The organism is Pseudoalteromonas nigrifaciens (genome assembly GCF_002221505.1).
Taxonomy (GTDB): Bacteria; Pseudomonadota; Gammaproteobacteria; order Enterobacterales; family Alteromonadaceae; genus Pseudoalteromonas; species Pseudoalteromonas nigrifaciens.
Genome location: NZ_CP011037.1, coordinates 171,187 through 195,536 on the forward strand (window position 1 = coordinate 171,187; position 24,350 = coordinate 195,536).

17 protein-coding genes are annotated in these 24,350 nt (G+C 41.6%); 11 read left to right on the forward strand and 6 right to left on the reverse strand.

The features are described 5' to 3' along the window. Positions 1 to 81: 81 nt before the first annotated feature. Both PNIG_RS17280 and PNIG_RS17285 read left to right on the forward strand, forming a co-directional pair. Positions 82 to 2,196 (forward strand): ATP-binding protein, encoded by a 2,115-nt coding sequence (locus PNIG_RS17280; RefSeq protein ID WP_244181083.1) that lies wholly within the window; start codon positions 82 to 84, stop codon positions 2,194 to 2,196. A 19-nt stretch (positions 2,197 to 2,215) separates the two neighbouring features. Next, positions 2,216 to 2,728: a response regulator gene (locus PNIG_RS17285; protein WP_147207677.1), complete on the forward strand. Its 513-nt coding sequence runs from the start codon at positions 2,216 to 2,218 to the stop codon at positions 2,726 to 2,728. Positions 2,729 to 2,749: 21 nt separating this feature from the next. Here PNIG_RS17285 and tnpC read toward each other — a convergent pair whose 3' ends face one another. From tnpC to tnpA, 3 genes are read right to left on the reverse strand one after another with little or no spacing between them, the layout of a single operon-like run. After that, positions 2,750 to 4,294: an IS66 family transposase gene (tnpC, locus tag PNIG_RS17290; protein ID WP_086960352.1), complete on the reverse strand. Its 1,545-nt coding sequence runs from the start codon at positions 4,292 to 4,294 to the stop codon at positions 2,750 to 2,752. A gap of 39 nt (positions 4,295 to 4,333) precedes the next feature. Beyond that, on the reverse strand, positions 4,334 to 4,687 hold the full coding sequence (tnpB, locus tag PNIG_RS17295; protein WP_254910727.1) for an IS66 family insertion sequence element accessory protein TnpB: 354 nt from the start codon (positions 4,685 to 4,687) through the stop codon (positions 4,334 to 4,336). Continuing rightward, positions 4,684 to 4,989, reverse strand: a complete 306-nt coding sequence (gene tnpA / locus PNIG_RS17300) for an IS66 family insertion sequence element accessory protein TnpA (protein WP_010555472.1) — start codon at positions 4,987 to 4,989, stop codon at positions 4,684 to 4,686. Before tnpA ends, tnpB begins: the two co-directional genes overlap by 4 nt. Positions 4,990 to 5,057: 68 nt before the next feature. On the opposite strand from tnpA, the gene PNIG_RS17305 reads away from it, so the two are divergent. After that, a complete protein-coding gene (locus PNIG_RS17305; protein ID WP_244181084.1) occupies positions 5,058 to 6,104 on the forward strand; it encodes an HD domain-containing phosphohydrolase in 1,047 nt (348 codons plus the stop codon). Between the two features lie 51 nt (positions 6,105 to 6,155). On the opposite strand, the gene PNIG_RS17310 is transcribed toward PNIG_RS17305, so the two are convergent. Then, positions 6,156 to 6,773, reverse strand: coding sequence for a glutathione S-transferase family protein (locus PNIG_RS17310; RefSeq protein ID WP_089369081.1), 618 nt, complete (start codon positions 6,771 to 6,773; stop codon positions 6,156 to 6,158). A gap of 48 nt (positions 6,774 to 6,821) precedes the next feature. Then, entirely contained in the window at positions 6,822 to 7,850 is a 1,029-nt protein-coding gene (locus PNIG_RS17315; RefSeq protein ID WP_089369082.1) for an NADP-dependent oxidoreductase, read from the reverse strand. Positions 7,851 to 8,331: 481 nt separating this feature from the next. On the opposite strand from PNIG_RS17315, the gene PNIG_RS17320 reads away from it, so the two are divergent. The 7 genes from PNIG_RS17320 to PNIG_RS17350 all read left to right on the forward strand — a co-directional run bounded on the left by PNIG_RS17320 (position 8,332) and on the right by PNIG_RS17350 (position 22,124). Next, positions 8,332 to 9,537 (forward strand): anhydro-N-acetylmuramic acid kinase, encoded by a 1,206-nt coding sequence (locus PNIG_RS17320; RefSeq protein ID WP_089369083.1) that lies wholly within the window; start codon positions 8,332 to 8,334, stop codon positions 9,535 to 9,537. Positions 9,538 to 10,174: 637 nt separating this feature from the next. After that, a complete protein-coding gene (gene gltB / locus PNIG_RS17325) occupies positions 10,175 to 14,782 on the forward strand; it encodes a glutamate synthase large subunit (protein ID WP_089369084.1) in 4,608 nt (1,535 codons plus the stop codon). A gap of 20 nt (positions 14,783 to 14,802) precedes the next feature. Continuing rightward, complete coding sequence (locus PNIG_RS17330; RefSeq protein WP_089369085.1) at positions 14,803 to 16,293, forward strand: glutamate synthase subunit beta; 1,491 nt, start codon at positions 14,803 to 14,805, stop codon at positions 16,291 to 16,293. Between the two features lie 147 nt (positions 16,294 to 16,440). Then, positions 16,441 to 18,120: a dihydroxy-acid dehydratase gene (gene ilvD / locus PNIG_RS17335; RefSeq protein ID WP_086998204.1), complete on the forward strand. Its 1,680-nt coding sequence runs from the start codon at positions 16,441 to 16,443 to the stop codon at positions 18,118 to 18,120. Between the two features lie 190 nt (positions 18,121 to 18,310). Beyond that, positions 18,311 to 20,257 carry a hypothetical protein gene (locus PNIG_RS17340; protein ID WP_089369086.1) on the forward strand — a complete coding sequence of 649 codons (1,947 nt, stop codon included), beginning with the start codon at positions 18,311 to 18,313 and terminating at the stop codon, positions 20,255 to 20,257. A 94-nt stretch (positions 20,258 to 20,351) separates the two neighbouring features. Continuing rightward, positions 20,352 to 20,810, forward strand: coding sequence for a thioredoxin family protein (locus tag PNIG_RS17345; protein ID WP_089369087.1), 459 nt, complete (start codon positions 20,352 to 20,354; stop codon positions 20,808 to 20,810). Between the two features lie 183 nt (positions 20,811 to 20,993). Next, positions 20,994 to 22,124 carry a DUF2971 domain-containing protein gene (locus PNIG_RS17350; protein ID WP_089369088.1) on the forward strand — a complete coding sequence of 377 codons (1,131 nt, stop codon included), beginning with the start codon at positions 20,994 to 20,996 and terminating at the stop codon, positions 22,122 to 22,124. A gap of 146 nt (positions 22,125 to 22,270) precedes the next feature. On the opposite strand, the gene PNIG_RS17355 is transcribed toward PNIG_RS17350, so the two are convergent. Further along, positions 22,271 to 23,149, reverse strand: coding sequence for a LysR family transcriptional regulator (locus PNIG_RS17355; protein ID WP_089369089.1), 879 nt, complete (start codon positions 23,147 to 23,149; stop codon positions 22,271 to 22,273). A 121-nt stretch (positions 23,150 to 23,270) separates the two neighbouring features. Here PNIG_RS17355 and PNIG_RS17360 point away from each other — a divergent pair, with 121 nt between their 5' ends. After that, a complete protein-coding gene (locus PNIG_RS17360; RefSeq protein WP_089369090.1) occupies positions 23,271 to 24,341 on the forward strand; it encodes a YeiH family protein in 1,071 nt (356 codons plus the stop codon). Positions 24,342 to 24,350 lie beyond the last annotated feature (9 nt).

A 24,350-nucleotide genomic window follows, 5' to 3' on the forward strand; every position in this document is an offset into this window, starting at 1 on the left:
TAGAAAGTTTTTATAGTCTAATTTTTAAGCTTAATACTTCAGATCCTCAGGATGTTGGCTTGCTTGTTTAAGCCTAAAATTATGCGACTACCACTCATACACTCTTTGCAAGGAAAGATGCTGCTGTATTTGGCATTGCCCGTCATGCTCATTATTGCCAGTATCTTGAGTTATTGGTATTCAACTAGCCTTAATCAGGCTGTTATACAAGCAAAACTAAATTTAAGCCAGACGGCAGATACGATTGCCGCGAAAGTAAATGAAGAAACGCAATTAGCGGTACGCACTACAGAGATTATGGCCTTAGCACAGCAAAATGGGTTGTTTGGTGATAGAGAGGCAAGTATTAATTTTGTTCGTGCAGTGCTTAAAATGAACCCTTCATTTGTGGGGGCTTCGTTTGGTTATGAGCCTAATGCCGATAATCAAGATCAAGCCTATATTAATGCTCCACCGTTAAAAGAGGGCGTTTATGTAGACCAAACTGGCCGTTTTTTACCTTATTGGCATCGTGATTTTAATGACTCTGAACGTTTGTTACTTGAGCCCTTGGTCGATATGGAATCAAGTCTTTATTATGAGGGAGTACGTCAACAGTTTTTACGTGATGGTAATACCGAGACGATGATCACTGAGCCTTACGTTTATGAGGGAAGAATGCTGGTTGAACAAAGTTCGCCAATTATTATTAATGGCGAATTTGTCGGTATGGCAAGTGTAGATAGAGCACTTACTGATATAACGGAATTCTTACAAACCATAAAGCAGCAACTAAAAATTGATGTTTTGTTACTCAGCCAACGTGACAACGTGATTGCCACGACATTAAATCATTCAGGACTAAAAACGAAAGCCATTTTAGACACAGATTATGCAAGTATAGCCAAACAGCTAAAATCACAGGGGCAAGCAAGAGAAATATTATCTGCTAACGATCCTTTTGATTCTGGAATATTCTATTTTGATAAAGCCAAGGTTGCCACTGGGCATTGGACAGTGATAGTGCGTCGCTCTGAAACCGATATTATTGGGCCTATTCAAGCGCAATTTAGCCCATTATTGGCAGCGGCTTTTGCAAGTGTATTACTGGTGTTTTTACTCTTTTGGTATTTTATTAACCGAACAACCAAGCGTATTAATATTGCGATTAAATCTGTTGAACAGCTAGCTAATGGAGATTTATCTATTCATGTTCAAAAGTATATGACTCAAAAGGATGAGCTTGGCACCATGTTTAGAAGCTTTGAGCGTTTAATTAAAGCCAGTAAAGATATTGATCAGGTTTGCTCTGCGATTGCAGCTGGGGATTTTTCTCAAACAGTTTCTAAGCGCAGCCCTTATGACAGTTTAAGTGATTCTATTAATTTAATGTCGAGTAAACGCCATGAGGCAGAGCAGGCTCTACTTGAGCAAACCATAGAGCTTCGTCGCACTCAGCAGGAGCTTGTTGAAGCAGAGAAAATGTCTTCACTTGGAAGTTTAGTCAGTGGTGTGGCACATGAGGTGAATACACCGTTAGGTGTTTGTGTGACAGCGACATCTCATTTGCGAGAAATGTTAATCGAAACTAAAAACAAAGTGGCTTCTGGCACCTTAAGTAAAACAGAGTTTAGTGAGTTTATTAGTGAAGTTGATTTAAGCTGTGACATTTTGCTAAAAAACATGCAACGTGCCGCTGATTTAATAAGCAGTTTTAAACGTGTAGCGGTTGATCAAACAACCGAAGAATTACGTAATTTGTATGTAAGTAGTTATTTTAATGAGGTGCTAAAAAGCCTCTATCATACCCTTAAAGCAACACCGGTTGATATTACCATTAGTGCAACGGAGCCTGAGCCAGAAGTGTATTCTGATCCCGGTGCCTTAGCGCAAATTTTCACTAATTTAGTAATGAATTCAATTATTCACGGTTTTCAAAATGGTAGAAAAAAAGGGCAGATAAGTGTTCATATTGAGTACTCAGACTCTGTCTGTATTCATTATCAAGACAGTGGTCAAGGCATGACAGATGAAGTTCAGAAAAAAGTGTTTGACCCGTTTTACACTACAAATAGAGCGGGTGGCGGCAGTGGCTTGGGGATGAATATTGTTTATAACCTCGTAGTTCACCGCCTGAAAGGGCAAATTGCAGTAAAGCAAAAAGAATCCACAGGCGTTTATTTTTTCACTCAATTTCCGGTAACGCCACCGAATTAATTAATAGCAGGGTGTGTTTATGGAGTGGTTACAAGATGATGTAGTGTCAGATAAAGCGGTTGCCAACAGCAATGCTAAGCCATGGAAAATCTTAATTGTTGATGACGATGACTCTGTGCATCATGTAACTCAACTTGCAATGAAGCGCTTTGAATTTGAGCAACGCCCTGTTGAACTACACAGTGTTTACAGTGCATCTGAGGCGAAAGAGAAACTACAAAGCTCAGAACGTTACGCATTAATTTTACTAGATGTCGTAATGGAAACAGAACATGCAGGATTAGATCTTGCGCGATTTATTCGCCAAGACTTACAAAATGGTTATAGTCGAATTATTTTGCGAACAGGTCAGCCTGGGGTTGCGCCTGAGCGCAGTGTTATTCGCGATTATGATATTGATGGCTATAAAGCGAAGAGCCAACTGCAAAGCCAAGATCTTGAATTGATTTTTTATACCTCTTTACGAGCCTACCGCGATATTTGTATGCTACAAACTCACCGCTATAATTTAAAAAGACTAATAAAAGCGTAAGCGCGCATTTAAGCAGTGCGCTTAGCTATAATCGAAGTCTAGCTGCACATTCCACGGCATTAGGTCGGTAAAATCATCATCACCCTCATCTCGATTCGGCAACGTTTTAAATAAATGCACAAAGTAGTAATAAGGATTGATGTCATTGGCACGGCAGGTCATCACAATACTATAAAGTATCGCGCTGGCCTGAGCACCATTAACCGATTTTGAGAATAGCCAGTTTTTTCTACCAGTGGTAAACGGCCGAATATCTCGCTCAGTAATATTATTATCAATCCCTAGTTCGCCATCTTCACTATACCGCATTAATTTCGGCCATTGATTAAGCGTGTATTTTATCGCTTTGCCAATATAACTCCCCGCCGTTACTTTACCTTCGGCTTCATCAAGCCACGCTTTAAAGTGCATTAATATGGGTAAGGCTTTTTCTTGTCGTAACTGATACCGCGCTTGAGGAGATAACTGTTTGTTTTTAGCGTGGGTTTCCAGTTTATATAATTGGCTGATAAAGCTGATGGCTTTATGCGCTCGACCTTTGTTTTTCGACTCTGCTTTTAAGGCATCGTTATATTTGCGTCTAGCGTGTGCCCAGCAACCAACAGGGGTAATGCCTTCAATACCGTCATAAACACGGTAACCGTCGCACTGTAAATAGCCTTGATAACCGGCAAGAAATTCTTTTGCGCAAGCGCGACTTCGACCTGCTTGGTAATCGTAAATCACGACAGGCTCACGGCTGACCTCATTGCTGCGATAAACCCACATGTAGGAATTGCTGCTAGGGTTGTCACCTTCATCTAACACTTGTGTACGGGTTTCATCGGCACATAAACTATGCTCACTAAGCAAGTGACGTTGCATGGCTGCCACTAAGGGGCTGATTAGCAGGCCCGCTTTAATACACCAATTAGCTAATGTTCCGCGCGATAGTTCAAGGCCGCCACGGCCCAGTATGTCAACGAAACGATAAAGCGGTAAGGCATCGCAGTATTTGCCCGTAACAACCGCCGATAACGCTTCTGGACTCGCAATGCTGCCAGGAATAGGCTGCTTGGGTTTAGGCGCGGTGATTATTTTACTGGCCAATTGTTCATGCTCGCAATGTCTGCAAGCATATTTAAATTGTTTGTGCTTAATGACACTGACTTTCGCCGGAATAATCTTCACTTGCTCGCTGTCTTCACTACCACATTGATGTAGTTGTTCACCGCAACACTGACACGTTAACTCGGTTAAGGTGTGCTCAACTTCTTCTCGTTCAAAGTGCTCAGCCAGTATTTGTTTACCTTTCTTATGGTGTTTAGGCGGCTCAGTCGTTTTATGCTGCTCCGCTTCGTTGAAGGTACCTCGCGGGGCTTTTTCACTTTTTTTACCGTATTTTTGGGATTTACTTAACTTAAGCTCAGCAAGCAAGTGGTCAATCCGCGATTGCATTTCAACCTTATCTTCTTGCAGTGAAATTTTATCTTTTTCTAAGCCATCAAGCTTAGCCTGCATAAGTGCAAGCTGATTTTGTAGTTCGGTGATGAGAATAGTGTCTGGCATTTTAATAGCATGACACATGGGAAAGATCGTTCAAGTAAAAAAAACGATCTGGTTAATTTATATCACTGATAACCCTGATAAAGTTGAGTGGCGGGTTTTATTATTTACCGGTAAGCCAGATAATAACCATTGTAACTGCCGTTGTTCAATCCCCATGGCTACGTGTGCTTGAGCATGATTTGGCCATTGAAATCGTCCTTGCTCTAAGCGACGATAATAAAGCCAAAAACCATTGGTATCCCAAAACAAAATTTTTAATTTATCGCGTTGTTTATTACAAAAAACGAACCACGCTTGGCTTAAAGGATCGAGAGATAGGGTATCGCTGACAATAATACTTAACCCATTGATTGATTTTCGCATGTCGGTGAATCCCGTGACCAAGTAAACTTGGTGGGTGCAAGGTGTCACAGTACGCTCAATAATTTGGCGAGTGCTTGGTGCGCTAATGTCGACTCGAAGTCTATTTGATAGCCGTTTGGTGTGGTGAGTTTAATGATTGAAGGGTGTGTAAAGGCTTGCTCATGAATAACAAACGGGATCACCTGTTGCTTTTTAACCCTTATCGTTTCGTCAGAAAGGCGTTTACGCCAAACATAGAAAGTCGATGCGTTAATGTTGTTATCACGACAAAATTGAATGATGGCTAAACCACTCGATTTTTGCTGCTCAAAAATGCCTTGCCAGTGTTTTATTTTTTGCTGTTTATTCATAATTACCTCAGGTTAATATGCTGAGTAAATTATGCATAGGTAGCATTAATATTGGTATGTGGGTTTAATTGCGCGCTTACATAAAAGCTATCTCTACCATTACCCAAATTGGTGACTTGGTAGAGTTTACCTCTGTTGTCATGGAAGAGTTAAAACTTGTACTGAATATGAGCTCGGCCAATTTATATATTGATGCGCCTAAAGTATTTGGTATTTGTCAGTTAGATGAAAAGTTGCAAATGATTGAAGGGGAAGTCTCAGGTATACATCTGTTCACGGGAAGTGGTATTGATAGTATTCCGAAAAAGCATCAAGAGTACTTTTTAAGGGCGAAACAAACCAAGCAGAATTTTATTGCAGAAGATCATTATGTTTATTTTCATCATTCACAAAAAGGTCTAGATTCAATACTCGCATTTCAATCATTGCAACCGGTTAAAAAAGAAGCGCAACAGCTTGTTGACTTGTTTTTGGGCAATGTTGTTCTCACATTTGAAAGTTTATTATTAGCTAATTCAATTGAAGAAACCCAGCAGCTGGCTATTTCACTGATGGGAGGTGCCATGGAGTCGCGCTCCAAGGAAACGGGATCTCACGTAATTAGGGTTGGCTTATATGCAAAATTACTCGCGCAGCTGCATAATCAAAATCAAGCGTACTGCGATAAAATTAGCCTAGCTGCGCAATTACATGATGTAGGAAAGGTAGGTGTACCAGATCTCATTTTAAACAAGCCGGCAAAATTAGATGCTGACGAGTGGGAAATTATGAAACAGCATACCACTAAGGGCTGGGAAATTCTCAAAGGGACAGCTAATCCTGTTATTGATATGGCTGCAAACATTGCGATTGATCATCACGAGCGTTGGGATGGAGCCGGTTATCCGCACGCAAAAAAACAGCAAGAAATCAGTTTAGAGGGACGAATTACTGCGATTGCTGATGTGTTTGATGCGTTATGTTGTCGCCGTTGTTATAAAGAGCCTTGGAGTATGGATGACGCAAAAGCGGAAATAATTAAAGGTGCAGGTAATCATTTTGATCCAAACTTAGTTGCACTTTTTGAAGCACATTTTAATGATTTTAAACAAATCTACCTGGATAGGCCTGAATAGAAAAGCGGGCATCGCTTTGACTGTGAAACCACAATCAAAGCGAAAGGTAGGTTAGTCGTACTTGGCTTCTAACTCGTTAGCGGTATGAAATTTTTCATGAGATTGTAATTGCTCATCGTATTTAACCAGGTTTTTAAAGTGCTCTAACTGGCCTGCATTTTTAACGATTTCAACAATAAACGACATCATAAAATCGGCACCGGTTAGGGTCTCGCCCACTAAATAACGCTTGCCTTCAAGACGGCTGTTAAAATAGCTAATCACTTTAGCGGTTTCTGCATCAGCATAGCCCTCTAAAAACTGGGTTTTAGCACCATCTTTTTGCACAAACATTTTGAGTAAAAGCGGTAAAATTGCTGAGCTTTCTGCAAAATGTAACCATTGCTGGTAGTCAACGTAATCAGGGGTGCTTGCTTTTGGGGCAAATTTACCTTTGCCATATTTAGTGATCAGGTAATCTGTGATAGCGCCAGACTCGGCAATCACTAAGCCATCATCTTCTATAACTGGCGATTTACCCAGCGGATGCACATTTTTAAGCTCATCAGGGGCTAAAAAAGTCTCAGTGTTACGTTGGTAAGCAACAATTTCGTAATCGACCTCAAGCTCTTCTAGTAACCAAATAATACGTTTAGAGCGAGATTTATTTAAATGGTGTAGTTTAATCATTTTCTTCCTTATTGAGCTGTGTTGAATTACAACACAGCCTGAATGTTATTATAGTGGGCTGTTAATCTTTACTACGGTTTTACCAAAGTTCTTCCCACTGATCATATCGTTAAATGCACTGATGGTGTTTTCAATGCCTTCTACTAGATGTTCGCGGTATTGAATTTTTCCGTCTTGTAGCCATTTTTGCATGTCGTTTGCAAATTCGTCATAGCGGTGGCCGTAATCATCAAAAATAATAAAGCCTTGCATTTTGATGCGCTTAGTTAGTAATTGCCCCATTAGCATGCCCATGCGGTCTGGGCCCTCAGGCAAGCTGGTCGCATTATATTGCGATACCAAACCACAGATAGGCACGCGCGCTGAGGTATTAAGCAAAGGTAATACGGCGTCAAACACTTTTCCGCCCACATTTTCATAATAAACATCAATACCTTGGTCACATGCTTTTTCTAATTGTTCGGCAAAGTCATCGGCTTTGTGATCAATACAGGCATCAAAACCTAATACTTCTACTGCGTGCTTACATTTTTCACTGCCACCGGCAACGCCGACGACTCTACAGCCTTTAATTTTTGCAATTTGGCCAACGGTAGCGCCCACAGGGCCTGTTGCTGCAGCAACGACCACGGTTTCACCTGCTTTAGGTGCACCAATATCAAGTAATCCCATATAAGCGGTAAAGCCCGGCATTCCCATAATACCTAGTGCATACGAAGGATTAGCAGGCTCTTTGCCTAATTGCATTAACCCTTCGCCGTTGCTAATAGCGTAGTCTTGCCAACCAGTGTAAGCCAATACCCATTCGCCTTCGCTAAAGGAGTCGTTTTTAGACTCTTGAACTTGGCATACAGTTGCCCCAACCATCACGTCGCCAACATTTACTGGGTCGGCATACGATTTAGCGTCGCTCATGCGGCCACGCATGTAAGGGTCAAGGGATAAGTAAATGGTACGCAGTAATACTTCACCATTTTTTAATGGCGGCAGCTCTAGTGTTTTTAATGCAAAGTTTTCATCGGTAGGAGCACCGTGTGGGCGTGATGCTAACGTGAGTTGTCGACTGGTTACTGACATATAAAATCTCCAATAGATGAGTGAACTACTTTGATCTGAATGTTTTAGTTTGTGTTTAAAGCAAAGTTGAAACTAAACAATAATGCGCAGATAAGTAGTAAGAAACCTGAGCTCCGGATAATAAACTTATCTCAAGCAGCTATTTTCAGCGCTAACTGCGTTGAATTTACTTGCAATAGGCCAGCTATTGACGCGTAAATTCGCCTTGTTTTCACTGAAAACCTCTGGCTAGAGAAAATAAAATCAAATATAACGATGATTCAATACGTTAGTAAATCTCTTAACCAGAGCTCAGGTTAAGTATGTATATCTTAATACAGGAGTTTTGGGCACACGGTTAAAAAATCAACCCCAAGGTGTGAGTATTTACTCTAAGGTGAGTTTATAAGTGGATTAACTGATTTCTATAGCGCTATAACTTTTATTTAAACTACTCTAAAATGAATGCTATTAACTTAACAACAATAGATGCGAAATTATTATGCACCCACACATTAGTAAGCTTTATAACAGTGCGTTAAAGCCAAGCCGATTAATTATAGGCCTAATGAGTGGTACCTCGTTAGATGGGCTTGATGTTGCCTTATGTAAAATAACTGCCGCGGGTGTGCATACCCAAATTGAGGTTTTAAAGTTTACTACGGTTGATTATAGCGATGATTATAAAACAAAAATAAAGCAGGTATTCGCCAAGCGTGAATGCAACTTAGAATACCTTACGTTACTGCACCCTTGGGTTGGTAAATTACATGGTGACATGGTTAATCAGTGTTTAAAAAGCTGGCAGATAAACCCAGCCAACATAGACGTAATAGCCAGCCACGGACAAACTATTTACCATTGCCCTAAAAGCCAGCATCAGTATAACGACTTTAACAATGGCACTTTACAAATTGGCGATAGCGACCAAATAGCCGTTACTACAGGTATTACTACCATTGGCGATTTTCGGCAAAAGCATATAGCAGCAGGCGGCGAGGGCGCACCACTTGCCGTGTATGGTGATTATTTGTTTTTTTCAAGCTCTGACGAAAACCGTATTTTACTTAATATGGGCGGTATAGCTAACCTCACTTTTTTACCCCAAAATGGCGATAGCAGTGCAGTATTTAGCTCTGACATTGGCCCATGCAATACCATTATGGACGCCTATGTGCAGCGTTATTTTAATAACATGCATTACGATGAAAACGCTGCGATAGCGAAAGCGGGCGTTATTAATACTGCGTTACTAACAGCGCTTTGCGACAATCATTTTTTAACCCTAAAAATGCCAAAAACCACTGGCCCTGAAGTGTTTAATTTAGCTTATTTAGAGGCTGCGCAACAGGCTTCAAATACCCAAAAGTTAAGTCATCAAGACGTAATGGCCACCTTAAGCCGCTTTACCGCAGAGGTTATTGCTAATGCGTTAAATACGTGCGTAAAAATGGCGCCCAATAGTGTGGTGTATGCCAGTGGCGGCGGCATTCACAACTTACTCTTAATGCAACATTTGGTAACGCTTTGTCCGGCTATTAAAGGTTTTAAAAACACTCACGCATTAGGAGTTGATCCCGACGCGAAAGAAGCGGTGCTTTTTGCTATTTTAGCTAACGAATGCCTAGCCGGTGAGCAGCTACACCTTAATAATAAAGCTCAAGGAATTGCAGGCGTTACTATGGGTAAAGTGAGTTTTGCAGATTGAAACCACATATTCTAGGCTTAATTTTTAACCTTAATTTTTTAGGTGAGACCTAGCCAAACTCACTGTTTGGCCTTTGCATAACTGCGACTTACTGTTATAGGGTAAGCTTATTTTTTTGCGCTGCCATTAGCGTGAATATTGTTTTGTAGTAATTAATTGCAGCTGCGCTTTAATTATTATAAAAATGTTATTGCTTATTTACTTTTTAAAGATGCACCAATCCTCCCTTAGTTTCGCTCCTCAGGCCTTAGTGGTGCACTTTTATAACTAAAAAGACCAAACCCATCCAAATCAACTATGCGCTTTTTTAAAACATAAGGCATAGTTATTAAATGCAGTGTAAATGGGCTGTTAATAACTATTTTTGACTATATATATTCATATAATCTGAATGTATATTCATTTCTTAGTTGACTCAGCGTTATTTTACGGCTAGTTTTTATCCCCCTTTGATTAAAGTTTTCACTAATAAATACTGCACTATACTAATTCAAAAAGATTTTACAGTGGCTGTTTTAGGCATTTTAACGATTTTTTGAATGAGATAAGCGCATACCTCGAGTATATAAAAATATATGACTTAATTAGTAAGCACAATTTAGCTGATAGCAATAGGCTGATGAAATAGGAATAAGTAATGAATGATATGAGCAAAAAATCCCAAGGTCTTTATCGCGCTGAATTTGAACATGACAGTTGCGGCATTGGCTTTGTCGCTAACCTTAAGGGTAAAAAGTCACACGATATTATCGAAAATGCACTCACCATGCTCAGCTGCATGGAACATCGTGGTGGAACAGGGTTTGACGTTAAAAGTGGTGATGGTGCTGGTATTCTTATTCAAATTCCTCATGAGTTTTTCCGTCAAGAAACCGCAAAGCTAGGGTGGACGCTGCCAAGCGCCTTAAACTATGGTGTGGGGATGATTTTTTTCCCGCGCGATAAAGCACTTAGCGACGCGTGTAAAAAAATACTAAATCAAAATATTGCCGAACTGGGTTTAACCTTAATAGGGTATCGGGATGTTCCGGGCGATAACTCTATGTTAGGCGCGGCTTCATTTGAAAGCGAGCCAAATATTGAGCAAGTGTTTATTGCTAAGCCGCAAGCGCTAAGCGCACAAGAATTTGAACGTAAGCTGTTTGTGCTGCGTAAATACACCTCGCATAAAATTAATGGTTTAGATTTCACCGAACGTGACGAATTTTATGTAACCTCAATGTCATCTACCAAAATTGTTTATAAAGGCCAGTTTACTACCGAGCAAGTGCGCCAGTATTACCTTGATCTGCAAGACGAGCGTACTATTTCGGGAATGGCGATGTTTCATTCTCGCTTTTCAACCAATACTTTTCCTGCTTGGCGCCGTGCGCAGCCGTTTCGTTATATAGCCCACAATGGTGAAATTAATACGGTACGCGGTAATATTAACTGGATGAATGCTCGTGAGGCATTGTTTAGCTCGGTTAATTTTAGCGATGCTGAATTGAATATGTTAAATCCGGTGTGTAATAACGATAACTCAGATTCGGCTAATCTTGATATGGCTATTGAGCTATTAGTGCTCAGCGGGCGGTCTTTGGCGCAAGTAATGATGATGATGGTGCCAGAAGCATGGCAAACACAAACCAATATGGATGCCACCAAGCGCGCATTTTACGAGTATTATGCCTGTATTATGGAGCCATGGGATGGCCCAGCATCTTTATCGTTTACCGATGGCAATGTTATTGGTGCAACCCTTGATCGTAATGGTTTGCGCCCTTCGCGTTACTTGTTAACCGAAGATGGCACGCTAGTGATGGGCTCTGAAACCGGTGCATTGTGCGTTGATCAATTAACGGTTGTTGAAAAAGGGCGTTTGCAACCGGGTAAAATATTTATTGCTGACTTAGAGCAAGGTCGCATTATTAGTGATGACGAAGTAAAACAACACGTTAGCTCGGCTCAGCCGTATGCTCGTTGGTTAGCTGAAAACAAAATTGAATTAGACAATTTACCCGTTCCTAGCGCGTCTTTTGCCCAGCCGCCATTGGCAGAGCTGCGAAAAATACAAAAAGCATTTGGTTACACCAGCGAAGATCTTAACCTAGTACTAGCGGGTATGGTTGGTACGGCTAAAGAGCCACTAGGCGCTATGGGTACCGACACGCCGCTTGCAGTGCTGTCGCATCGCCCGCAACAATTATCACATTATTTTAAGCAGTTATTTGCGCAAGTAACCAACCCACCTATTGACCCTATTCGTGAAGAATTGGTTATGTCGTTGCGCGGTTATATTGGCCGCTCACTTAACTTGCTCGATGAAACACCTGGGCATTGCCATAAGGTTGAAATAGAACAGCCTGTATTGACCAATGAGCAATTACGCAAACTACAGTATATAGATAACAATCATCTTCAAGCTAAAACGATCGACATTACTTTTAAAGCCAGCGGTGGGCCAGGTGCACTAAAAAGAGCACTGGATCGTATTTGTTTATATGCCAAAAATGCCGTTGAAGATGATTATGAAATACTCATTTTAAGTGACCGTGGCGTAGACAGCGACCATGTTGCTATACCTTCGGTATTGGCAACAGCTGCGGTGCATCACTATTTAATTCGTGAAAAACTACGCTCATCTGCCGATATAATTTTGGAGTCGGGTGATATACGCGAAACGCATCATTTTGCTACTGTTATTGGTTATGGCGCTGCGGCAGTTAACCCGTATTTAGCCCTAGAGAGCATGTATGGTTTACGTGATGAAGGCGTACTTGATACTAACTTAACGAATGAACAAATTACCCAAAAATACACCAAAGCGGTAGGCAGCGGCTTGTTAAAAACCTTCTCTAAAATGGGTATTTCAACGCTACAGTCGTATTTAGGTGCGCAAGTTTTTGAAGCCTTAGGCATTAACTCAGAGGTTATTGATCAGTACTTTACCGGTACGGTTAGCCGCATTGAAGGCTTAAGCCTAGATCAAATTGCCCAAGAGGCGCTATTACGCCACCGTGAGGGTTTCCCTGAGGCCAACCGCATTGCTATAGATAAACTACTGCCTACAGGCGGAGAATACTCGTGGCGTCATGATGGTGAACGGCACTTATTTAATCCCACGGTAATTCGTTTACTGCAGCATTCAACAGCCAGTAATAATGTTGAGCAATTTAAACAGTATGCAAAAACGGTGGACGATCAAAGTAAAGAAGCCTTTACCTTAAGGGGTTTATTACAATTGAATAGCGATCGTCCTGCTATTGCCTTGAGCGAAGTGGAACCGGTTGCCAATATTTTCAAACGCTTTGCCTCGGGTGCCATGTCGTTTGGCTCAATTTCGTGGGAAGCACACACTACTTTAGCCATAGCTATGAACCGCATTGGCGGTAAAAGTAACAGCGGTGAGGGCGGCGAAGACCCAATTCGTTATACTGCGCTTGAAAATGGCGATTCGATGAATTCGCGAATTAAACAAGTGGCTTCGGGTCGTTTTGGTGTTACTAGCCATTATTTAGCGAATGCCGATGAGCTACAAATAAAAATGGCGCAGGGCGCAAAACCGGGCGAAGGTGGGCAATTACCCGGCGATAAAGTAGATGCATGGATTGGTAAAACTCGTGGCTCTACGCCAGGGGTGGGCTTAATTTCGCCGCCGCCACACCATGATATTTATTCTATTGAAGATTTATCGCAACTTATTTTCGATCTTAAAAACGCCAACCGTGACGCGCGCATTAACGTTAAATTAGTATCAGAAGCAGGTGTAGGTACGGTTGCATCGGGTGTGGCAAAAGCCTATGCCGATGTGGTACTGATTGCGGGCCACGATGGCGGCACCGGTGCGTCACCACTGAGCTCAATTAAACATACGGGCTTACCGTGGGAACTGGGTTTGGCTGAAACGCATCAAACTTTGGTGCGTAATAAACTGCGTAGCCGTATTACGGTACAAACCGATGGGCAACTTAAAACGCCACGCGACTTAGCCATTGCAACGCTACTTGGTGCAGAAGAGTATGGTATGGCTACCACAGCATTGGTGGTTGAGGGATGTATTATGATGCGTAAGTGTCATTTAAATACTTGCCCAGTTGGTATTGCCACACAAGATAAAGGCCTGCGCGACAAGTTTACTGGTCGTGCCGATATTTTAGTGAACTTTTTTACCATGATGGCAGAAGGTTTACGCGAAATTATGGCTGAGCTTGGTTTTAGAAGTATTGAAGAAATGGTAGGCCAAACTCAGTGCCTTACACAGCGCAAAGATGTTGACCATTGGAAGTATCAAGGCGTTGACTTAACACCACTATTGCACAAAGCAGAGTGCGCTGAAAACGAAACTCTGTATCAATCAATAAAGCAAAAGCATTTAATCGACGACATTATCGATCGCAAAATGATCAAAGATGCTCAAGCGGCACTAGAGTCTGGGCAAAGTGTGGCGCTTGAATACGATGTGATTAACACCGACAGAACCATAGGGGCGATGATCTCTAACGAAATCTCTAAAAAGTACCATGCAGATGGCTTACCGCAAGATACTATTAAGGTTAAGTTTAACGGCTCGGCGGGGCAAAGCTTTGGTTGTTTTTCAACCAAGGGTTTGCGTTTTGAACTTGAAGGCGATGCTAACGATTACTTTGGTAAAGGACTTTCTGGCGCAAATTTAGTTGTGTACCCTAGTAAACAAGCCAAGTTTGCTGCAAGTGAAAATATTCTCATTGGTAATGTGGCCTTTTTTGGAGCAACTTCGGGTAGCGCCTTTATACGCGGTATAGCGGGGGAGCGTTTTTGCGTACGTAACTCGGGCGCAACAGCCGTTGTTGAAGGTGTGGGGGATCACGGTTGTGAATACATGACCGGCGGTAAAGTTGTTATTTTGGGCGCAACTGGTCGAAACTTTGCTGCAGGTATGTCGGGCGGTGTTGCTTACGTACTTGATGTAAATAATGACTTTGCGGCTAAATGCAATATGGAAATGGTTGCACTTGAAAGTGTAGATACCGATGCTGAAAGCCACGAATTAAAAGCTTTAATTAGCCAACATCTTGATGCTACAGGTTCAGATGTTGCCAGTGATTTATTAAAAGATTGGGACAGCAATGTTAAGCGCTTTGTTAAAGTAATGCCGATTGATTACAAACGCATGCAAGGTTATATGAATGATGTACGCAGTAGCGGAAAATTCACCTCGGAATATGATATTGCCGTTGAAGCATTCGACATTCATTTAAACAACATAGCTAGCGCTAAAGCTTAAGCTGCCAAGGAGAATATATTATGGGAAATCCAACAGGGTTTATCAACGTAGGTCGTGCCTTGCCAACTGAGCGTAACGCAGGTGAACGTTTAATTGACTGGCTGGAAGTATATGAAGAAATACCACAAGCAGATGTAGAGCAGCAAGCTTCGCGTTGTATGGATTGTGGCGTGCCGTTTTGTCAGTCGGCAAAATCAGAATTTGCACCGGCAGTAGCTGGGTGTCCGGTAAATAATGTAATACCGGAGTGGAATGACTTAATTTATCGCGGCCGCTGGCAAGATGCAGTAGAGCTATTGCATAAAACCAATAACTTTCCTGAGTTTACTGGGCGTGTATGCCCAGCCCCTTGTGAGGGGGCATGTGTACTGGGTATTAACGCCGATCCGGTGGCTATTAAGTTACATGAAAAAGAAATTATTGATCATGCCTTTAAGCAAGGTTGGGTGGTTGCTGAGCCACCTGCATCTCGCACTGGTAAAAATGTAGCCGTAATTGGTTCGGGCCCAGCGGGCCTTGCCGCTGCAGCACAGTTAAATAAAGCTGGCCATATGGTTACTGTATATGAGCGCGCCGACCGCATTGGTGGCTTGCTAATGTATGGTATTCCAAACATGAAGCTACAAAAAGAATTAGTGCAACGTCGGGTTGATATTTTAGCCCAAGAAGGCATTGTTTTTGTTACTAATACTGAAGTAGGCAAAGACATTAGTGTGGCGCAGTTAGAAACTGACTTTGACTCAGTCGTGTTATGTATTGGTGCCACAGTACCGCGCGACTTACCCGTTGCAGGGCGCGAGCTTAACGGTGTGCATTTTGCGATGGACTTTTTAACAGCCAATACCAAAAGCTTGCTCGATAGCGAACATCAAGACGGAGCGTTCATTAATGCGAAAGGCAAAAATGTAGTGGTTATAGGTGGCGGTGATACCGGCACCGATTGTATTGGTACTGCGCTTCGCCATCAGTGTAAAAGTGCTATTCAGCTAGAAATTATGCCTCGTCCACCCGAGCAACGCGACGAGAGCAGCAATCCTTGGCCACAATGGCCGAAACGTTTGTTGGTTGATTACGGCCAAAAAGAAGCTATTGCAGTACAAGGCCAAGATCCACGTCAATATTTAGTGATGACTAAAAAAATTGAAAGTGACGGGCAAGGTAATGTTAAAGCTGTGCACACTGTAGATATTACTTGGCAACTTAACGATAAAGGGCAAATGGTGCCACAAGAAGTAGCGGGCAGTGAAAAGATAATTCCTGCCGATATAGTACTGATTGCTATGGGCTTTATGGGGCCAGAAGGTGGCCTTGTTGCACAATTTGGTTTAGAGCAAGATGCTCGCTCTAATATTGCAGCACAGTACGATAAGTTTGCTACAAGCAAGCCTGGCGTATTTGCCGCAGGCGATAGTCGTCGCGGACAAAGCTTAATTGTGTGGGCAATAGATGAAGGTCGACGCTGCGCGCGTGAGGTTGACAGCTATTTAATGGGTAAAAGCTATTTGCCTTAAAGCGATTACAAGTCTGTAAACTTTAACTGCTTTAAAAGTTAAAACCATCTATTATAGCAAGCCCTACCGCATTAATTATGCAAGGTGGGGCTTGTTTTTATAATTTGTTCTATTAATAAACCTTGTAAAAAGTAGGTAAGGTAAGAAATGACTTCTGAAAAACCACGTAAATATTCACAAAAAATTGTAGATGGTAGCGCTCAGGCTCCTAGTCGTTCTATGTTACGAGCGGTAGGTTTTAATGATGACGATTTTAAAAAGTCTCAAGTTGGTATTGCCTCTACATGGTCTATGGTAACGCCGTGCAATATGCACATTAATACACTTGCCGAAGAAGTGGGTAAAGGCGTAGATAGCGCCGGTGCGAAAAGCGTTATATATAATACCATTACCGTATCCGATGGTATTTCTATGGGCACCGAAGGGATGAAATATTCTTTAGTATCACGCGAAGTAATTTGCGACTCAATAGAAGCGGTATCGGCGGGTATGGGCCACGACGGTATTATTGCTATTGGCGGTTGTGATAAAAATATGCCGGGTTGTTTAATGGGTTTAGCACGTTTAAACCGCCCCTCTATATTTGTGTACGGCGGTACAATTTTACCCGGTGAAAATCATACCGATATAGTCTCGGTATTTGAAGCGGTGGGCAGCTACGCGGCAGGCGATATTCCAATTACGCAATTAGAACATATTGAAAAAACAGCCATACCAGGGGCCGGTTCGTGTGGTGGTATGTACACGGCAAATACGTTAGCCTCAGCAATTGAAGCTTTAGGCATGAGTATGCCAAATAGTTCTGCGCAAAATGCTATTTCACAAAACAAAAAACAAGACTGTATTGATGCGGGTAAAGCGATTGTTTATTTGCTAGAGCATGACATTAAACCTTCCGATATTATGACCAAAAAAGCGTTTGAAAATGCAATTACGCTGATCATTACCTTAGGCGGCTCAACCAATGCGGTGCTGCATTTAATTGCTATGGCTGATGCGGTAGGCGTTGAAGTAACATTGGATGACTTTGTGCGTATTGGCGATAAAACACCAGTAATTGCCGACTTGCGCCCAAGCGGTCAATATTTAATGTCGGAGTTGATTGAAATTGGTGGCATTCAGCCACTGATGAAGCGTTTATTAGATGCCGGTATGCTGCACGGTGACTGTATGACAGTGACAGGCAAAACCATGGCCGAAAATTTAGCCGATGTAGCAGATTACCCAGCAGGGCAAAATATTATTTTACCTTTTGATCAGCCAATTAAAAAAGACAGTCATTTAGTTATATTAGCTGGCAACTTAGCGCCAGAAGGAGCAGTGTCAAAAATTACGGGTAAAGAGGGTTTACGCTTTACCGGCAACGCAAAAGTATATGACTCAGAAGAGCAAGGCTTTGCCGCTATTATAGATGGGCAAGTAGTAGCCGGAGACGTTGTAGTAATTCGCTATGAAGGTCCTAAAGGTGGCCCAGGTATGCGTGAAATGCTAAGCCCCACTTCAGCTATTATGGGTAAAGGTTTAGGTAACGATGTGGCGCTTATTACCGATGGTCGTTTTTCAGGTGGTAGTAGGGGTTTTGTTGTAGGGCACGTTACACCAGAAGCTTACGAAGGCGGCGCCATTGCACTAGTAGAAAATGGTGACAGCATTACCATTGACGCGCAAAGCCGTGAAATGACTCTTAATATTACTGATGAAGAAATGGCCAGTAGGAAACAACGTTGGCAACAACCTGCGCCAAAATACACCCGCGGATTACTAGCAAAATATGCCAGAACAGTAAGCTCAGCTTCTACCGGAGCCGTGACCGATAAGCCAAGTTAAGGCACAATTAATCGCTAAAATTAGCGATTAAATTCCCCTAAATAGAGCGAGTTTTAATCCGCAAAGATCAACACGCCCTAGATAACCTTGTTACTTTATTTGTAATTTAAGTAACAAGGTTATAAATCGCTCAAGTTTTTAGTTGGCCGACCGATATATACTTAATAGCAGTTTGCGATTAAGGATGATCATGATTAACAATGGGTTAAATAACCACTCTAGTTTAGCGACAAAGCAAGTACTGCCAGTTGATAATGCAAACCATACCCTTAGCAGCAAACTGCAACATAGCCCACTCGAAATAGCGCCAAAATTAATACCAGAGTTAGCAACAGAGCTATCACCCAAAATAACGTCCGATTTTCTCAGTCAGTTTAGCGACGAAAAAGTTGCCCAATTACTGCAACAACAACTTTCGGTGCTGATCACTCCTGCAAAAAAAGCAAATATATCGAGCTACCACTACAGCGCTGAAGAGTTAGCTATACGCACTGTAATAACGAGTCAGCAAGAAGGGCTACTTAAAAATGAACATAGCGATAAGCTCATACAACGCTTAAATAAATCGGTAACAGATATTCAGGGTGCTTACGCCAACACCAGTGATATTTTATTTAATCTGGGGCAATTAGGGCATCAACAAACATCATTTTTAGCCTCTAGTCAGCAGCGTGTTGAGCGTGCGCTTAACCCTTATATGGAGAGTATTAATCGTAGCAAGCATGAGGATGACGATAACTACCGCTTTCAATTATCAGTAAAAACCAAAGAAGGCGATACCATTAATATCACCTTTAACTCATCGCAAGGTTATGATGAAAGTGCCGGTAAAACGGCCGATAATTTTAGCCTTAGCTATGAAGTAGAAGGGGATTTGTCAGAGGCTGAGCATCAGGCGCTAACTGAAGTACTTGCAGGTGTAGGTGAAATGGCTGATGAGTTTTTTAAAGTCAGTCAATATGCTAACAGCCGTTATGTGCCGGTAAACCAAGGCGATATAAACTTAGACTTTTTAGCTGATTTTAATCATCAGCAGTTATCTGGTTTTAATGTGTCGTTTTCAACAACGCAAAATGATGTGCTTGATATAGGCGAAAACACGCTTGATTTAAGTTACTCAATTGATGAAGCATCGAATCAGCAAGCACTTGTGTTTAAATCAGAAAGTGGGCAAAACGAAATAGACTTTGCACTCGATATGTCGACCATTGGTGCTAAAGACACGCAGCAAGTGCAGCGGTATTTAGCGTCGCTCGATCAAAGCCTAGAAGATAGCCGAGTAAACAGCACCAAAGACGATAAAGAGTCGGCATTTGGGCGCAAAGGCGACGAGGCAATGCAGCAAGGTTTTGCATTGTTTAAAGGCGCTTTTACGAGTATGTCATCAGCGGCTGAGCGTTATAGCAATTTGGAGTCACTTGCAGATCAGCACTTTAATGACGGGCGCGCCATGGTTGCCGATTTGGTTGATAACATGATTACAAACGATGCCCGTTACCAAGGGCTTGGTAATAAGGCGCCAAATACATTAGGAGCGGGTATTTCTAAGCTCGCTGATTTTGATGCTACATTTTCTTATGCGCTTGATAACGGCGATTATCAGCCTAAAAGTACAATTGAGCTAAGCCAAGCGACTGAACAAGCCCAATTAGGGGATCTTAGCGGTGTAACGCAAAGTAAAAATGTAAGTAGCCACTTTGATTATCAATACAGTCGCCCTGATTACTACAACAAAGAAGAGAGTTATAACGTAGGTACTGCGGTTAAAAATAAAGAACTTGTGGGGCTTGATCAGTCTCACGAGGTTGATGTTGATACAAAAATGTTTGAGTTTAATCCGCAAACCAATCAATACGAGCTGCAAATGGCGATGCAAGAACAAACCATTAGTAAAAGCAACATTCGCTTAATTGACGATATTTGGCTTGAAGAAAACGAAAACAGCTACAACATGAATAAAAAAGAGCGTGTTGAGAGTGACGAAAAGCAAGACGAGTTTAAAAAAACAAGCAGCCATTCTCATAATAAACTAGTTACCTTGATTTGTGATTTAGACAAGCTAGCTGAGAATAAAAACGTAAGGCGAGAATATTTAACTAACTTATCGCAAGTTAACTTTTTTATGGATAAAAAGTAACGGTTTTGAGTTGTTCACTCCACACTCAATATTGGGTATAGTCGTTAAATGCTTTATTTAATACTTAATTAAATACCTACTTAAAGAGTACCTTATGTTTAAACAATTAATTTTACTGTGCGCTTTAAGCATGCCGCTTATAATCTGCGCTGCTACGGCGCCATTTTCGGGCGAGATAAGTACGCAAGCACTGCTAAGCGACTACGACAAGTTTAACGAACACTACAAGGCGTTTACGCCAACGACGCAAGATATAGCGCTAATGCAAAAGCTAGAAGGCAAAGAGCTTATTGTATTATTTGGAACGTGGTGCCACGACAGTGAGCGCGAAGTGCCAAAGCTCATTAAGTTACTTGATGCATCGAAAGTACAACTTGCAAGCATTGACTATGTGGCCGTAGGTTACAACAAGCAAGACGATGCAGGCATTGCACAGGCTCACGACTTACAATACACACCTACGTTTATTGTTAAACAAAATGGCAAAGAGTTAATACGCGTAATTGAAAAACCAACGGGTACGTTAGCGCAAGATTTAACTCAGGGTTTGTAAGTTCAGCTTGCTCGTATTTGGTTTACCGATTTAGCAAATAGGTTTATGAGGTAGCTGCTGGACTCATATAACTAGTCTCCTGGTATTTTAATGTGTGAAGTCGAGGTATGACCCATTTGGCTATCTTTGATTTTTGCATGATGGGCGCACTATAAATTGTTTCTTCTAGTATGAGTGGTAAAGGTGAACTTAAAACAAATCAAACAGCTTAGAAAAACTCACTCTCTCGAGAAATTTGAGTTGGTTAACTGTGAACGAAATATTACGGGGCTCAATACCCATTACAGCGTCTCAGTTACGTTAGGTGATTCTGTAACAAATTTCAATATACTTGCGAGTGATACTGATACCGTTTTATATATTGAGCGGTGGGCTGATGAAGTTAGTTTTGTGCGAACAGAGCGATCTGAAGAGATTTCCAAAAATGTTTTTCAGCCATTTACAAATGGCGAAACCCTATATGATGATACAGTGATTTGGAAGTACATGGATTTGAGCAAGTTTATTTCTTTACTTTCAACTCAATCCCTTTGGTTTGCAAGATTAGATAAAAACTGGGAAATTGACCCGTTGGAGGGGAAAGTTCCAACTGCACATTGGGAATCACTTGTAGAAAGAATTCTAAATACCAAATTTGCTCCTCAGTTTTTTGGTAACAGTAAAGTTCAGTTTGGCGGAATGCCAGAAGCAGGAATGGCGCAAGTTCCGCAATCCGAACAAAAATCGAGGGAGATCGATTTACAAAGAAATATGTATGAGGCTGCCATCTACAATTCTTATGTGACTTGCTGGAATATCAGCACTCATGAGTCTTATCATATGTGGAAGTTATACTGTAATCATCACAACGGAATTGCAATTAAGTCTACTATAGGTCGACTTAAATCATCATTAGGAAAAAACAAAAACTATACTGTACTAGGTGGACTTATTGAATACTTAGACTTTAAAAACCAAATGCCAGCTAGAGGCGACAACCTTTTAACACACATTTATTGCAAAAGCATGCCATATTCTTTCGAGAATGAATTTCGTTTATGTTTCAGAGACTTTGGTTTTGTAAATGATGTCATAGGGGGACACGCCCCGTATTCAGAAGATCCAGAAGAGATTAGATCTATCTTAGATTCCTACAGAGCAGGATATACTGTCAAGTTGGATTTAAATACTCTCATTGAATCAGTCGTAACATCTCCCCACTCTGACCCTTGGTTTTTTGACTTAGTCACTTCAATCGTAGGAGATGGTCGAGAATTTTCGAATTCACTTAGTGGTTTAAATACGCTCAGTGTAACTTCCTCTAACATGAATTAATACATTAGATAAATGGAGTAACAAGCGCATGTTTTCGAATTGGCTTTCCGGCGCGCTCTTAAACAACCACGATATGGGTATAACCAGTGTCTTCAAACCGCTCATTCGTTACTTACAGATCAGTTCTAGTTTAACTCACATAATCACTATTCACTAAACAGGCTTTTTTCGAACGCTTGCGCAGCGTGTGAAGACGGTCTGTCTTTATAATGCAGTTGATAAAGTGGCCGAGAGAGTTGCTCGTTATTTTTTTGGCTCAGGCGCGTTAATTTACCTAACTGCACTAAATCCTCAGTAACTACGTTTGGCAATAAAGCGACCCCCATACCTTGAGCAACAGCCCTTGCTATTGCCTCGTTGCTGCCCAATTGCATACTGCGCTCTGCTATTACGCCATGTTGGGCTAATAACTTAACCGACATTTCTAAAGTGCCCGAGCCCGGCTCGCGCAGTAGCCAAAACTGTTTGTTTAACCATGCATTTAAGTTTTTAGCGGGCTTAAAGTTACTGGGTATAACGATACTCATTAAATCGTTTTGCCAGTGCTTACTTATAATATGCGGCTCGATAGGTGTGCCTTCAACCAGTGCTAAATCGATAGTACATTCTAGTAGGGCAAGCTCAATTTGCGCGGTATTAGCCACTTGTACTTCTACTTTAATATGGGGGTACTGCGCGCAAAAATTAGCTAAATAGGGCGGTAGCCAATAGCTGGCAATGGTTGTACTAGTGCCTATAACGAGCGTGCCACGCTTAAGCCCTGTGCGCGATTTAATATCTTCAATGGCGGCTTTCTCAATGGCAAAAATACTACGAGCATGTTCAAAAAGTGCTTGTCCGCCTTCACTCAAGGTGAGTTTTTTACCCTTAGATGCGCGCTCAATAAGTTGTATATTTAGCTGATACTCAAGTTCTTTTAGCGCTTTAGATACCGCAGGCTGGCTTATAAAAAGCGCCTCAGCTGCGCCTGAAAAACTACCAAGCTTTGCTACCGTATAAAACACCCGAAGTGCATGCAAGTTCATTGTGTCTCTCAAATCACATAACTTTAAGTTATCGAATCATGATTTTAATGTATTGGAGTTATATTTTGCGCTTTCTTAAAATGAAGTCAACAGTTTAACGTTGTTCAATTGAGAGAATATTATGCTTAGCGCTATTAAAAATTTGGGTATTAATACTATGCAATACGGCGATGCGCGCTGGTGGTTAGGTATGCTGCTGGTGGTTGTTTTGGCGGGGGCATCTGTTGCATTAAGTAAGTTACCTATAATGCAAAGTGCGCAATTTAGCTCTTTAACTATTGGTATAGTGCTTGGCATTATTGTGGGTAACAGTGTGTTTTCGCGTATTGCTACGCAAACCGATATAGGTGTTGATTACGCTAAAAGTATATTACTCAAAGCGGGCGTTATTTTATTTGGGTTTAGAATTACTTTTGCGCAAGTAGCGGGTGTAGGCTGGCATGGCCTATTAACCGATATAGTAATGCTGTTAGGCACATTTATTTTGGCAGTGCAGCTAGGTAAGCGCGTATTTAAGCTTGATGAGCAAACAGTAATATTAATTGGCGCAGGTAGCTCTATTTGTGGCGCAGCAGCTGTAATGGCAACCGAGCCAGTTATAAAAGCGCAGGCACATAAAGTATCGGTAGCGGTGGCAACGGTGGTGGTGTTTGGCACGTTAAGCATGTTTGCCTACCCAATCATGTTTGAGTTTATGGGACTGAGTGAACACGCTTACGGTATTTTTGTAGGCTCAACTATTCATGAAGTAGCGCAAGTGGTTGCAGCGGGCACTGCTGTAAGCGCCAATGCTGCAGATACCGCCGTTATAGAAAAAATGCTACGCGTAATGATGCTTGCGCCATTTTTAGTGGGTTTATCGTTTTGGCAAAGTAAAAAGCATGCAAAAACAAACAATAACGTGCATGGCGGCGAGCAAAAAACGGGTATTACCATCCCTTGGTTTGCAGTGTTATTTATTGTGGCAAGTGGTGTGCATTCACTCTCTATTATTCCTCAAGTGGTTACAAGCGCTATTGTATGGTTTGATAATATATTACTCACTATTGCTATGGTGGCTTTGGGTTTACGCACACATGTTGGGGCAATTCGCCAAGCGGGTATTAAACCGCTGTTACTGGCGCTGTGTTTATTTTTGTTTTTAACGTTAGGCGGCTTTGCCATTAATATAGGCATTGCTGAGCTGTTTTAAACGTTATTT

Excerpts from the sequence above, each read along its gene's own strand:
- PNIG_RS17345 (WP_089369087.1), top strand. The coding sequence starts at position 20,352 with ATGTTTAAACAATTAATTTTACTGTGCGCTTTAAGCATGCCGCTTATA.
- gltB (WP_089369084.1), top strand. The coding sequence starts at position 10,175 with ATGAATGATATGAGCAAAAAATCCCAAGGTCTTTATCGCGCTGAATTT.
- PNIG_RS17355 (WP_089369089.1), bottom strand. The coding sequence starts at position 23,149 with ATGAACTTGCATGCACTTCGGGTGTTTTATACGGTAGCAAAGCTTGGT.
- PNIG_RS17310 (WP_089369081.1), bottom strand. The coding sequence starts at position 6,773 with ATGATTAAACTACACCATTTAAATAAATCTCGCTCTAAACGTATTATT.
- ilvD (WP_086998204.1), top strand. The coding sequence starts at position 16,441 with ATGACTTCTGAAAAACCACGTAAATATTCACAAAAAATTGTAGATGGT.
- tnpA (WP_010555472.1), bottom strand. The coding sequence starts at position 4,989 with ATGAATAAACAGCAAAAAATAAAACACTGGCAAGGCATTTTTGAGCAG.
- PNIG_RS17285 (WP_147207677.1), top strand. The coding sequence starts at position 2,216 with ATGGAGTGGTTACAAGATGATGTAGTGTCAGATAAAGCGGTTGCCAAC.
- PNIG_RS17315 (WP_089369082.1), bottom strand. The coding sequence starts at position 7,850 with ATGTCAGTAACCAGTCGACAACTCACGTTAGCATCACGCCCACACGGT.
- PNIG_RS17280 (WP_244181083.1), top strand. The coding sequence starts at position 82 with ATGCGACTACCACTCATACACTCTTTGCAAGGAAAGATGCTGCTGTAT.
- PNIG_RS17360 (WP_089369090.1), top strand. The coding sequence starts at position 23,271 with ATGCTTAGCGCTATTAAAAATTTGGGTATTAATACTATGCAATACGGC.
- tnpC (WP_086960352.1), bottom strand. The coding sequence starts at position 4,294 with ATGTGTCATGCTATTAAAATGCCAGACACTATTCTCATCACCGAACTA.
- PNIG_RS17330 (WP_089369085.1), top strand. The coding sequence starts at position 14,803 with ATGGGAAATCCAACAGGGTTTATCAACGTAGGTCGTGCCTTGCCAACT.
- PNIG_RS17320 (WP_089369083.1), top strand. The coding sequence starts at position 8,332 with ATGCACCCACACATTAGTAAGCTTTATAACAGTGCGTTAAAGCCAAGC.
- PNIG_RS17340 (WP_089369086.1), top strand. The coding sequence starts at position 18,311 with ATGATTAACAATGGGTTAAATAACCACTCTAGTTTAGCGACAAAGCAA.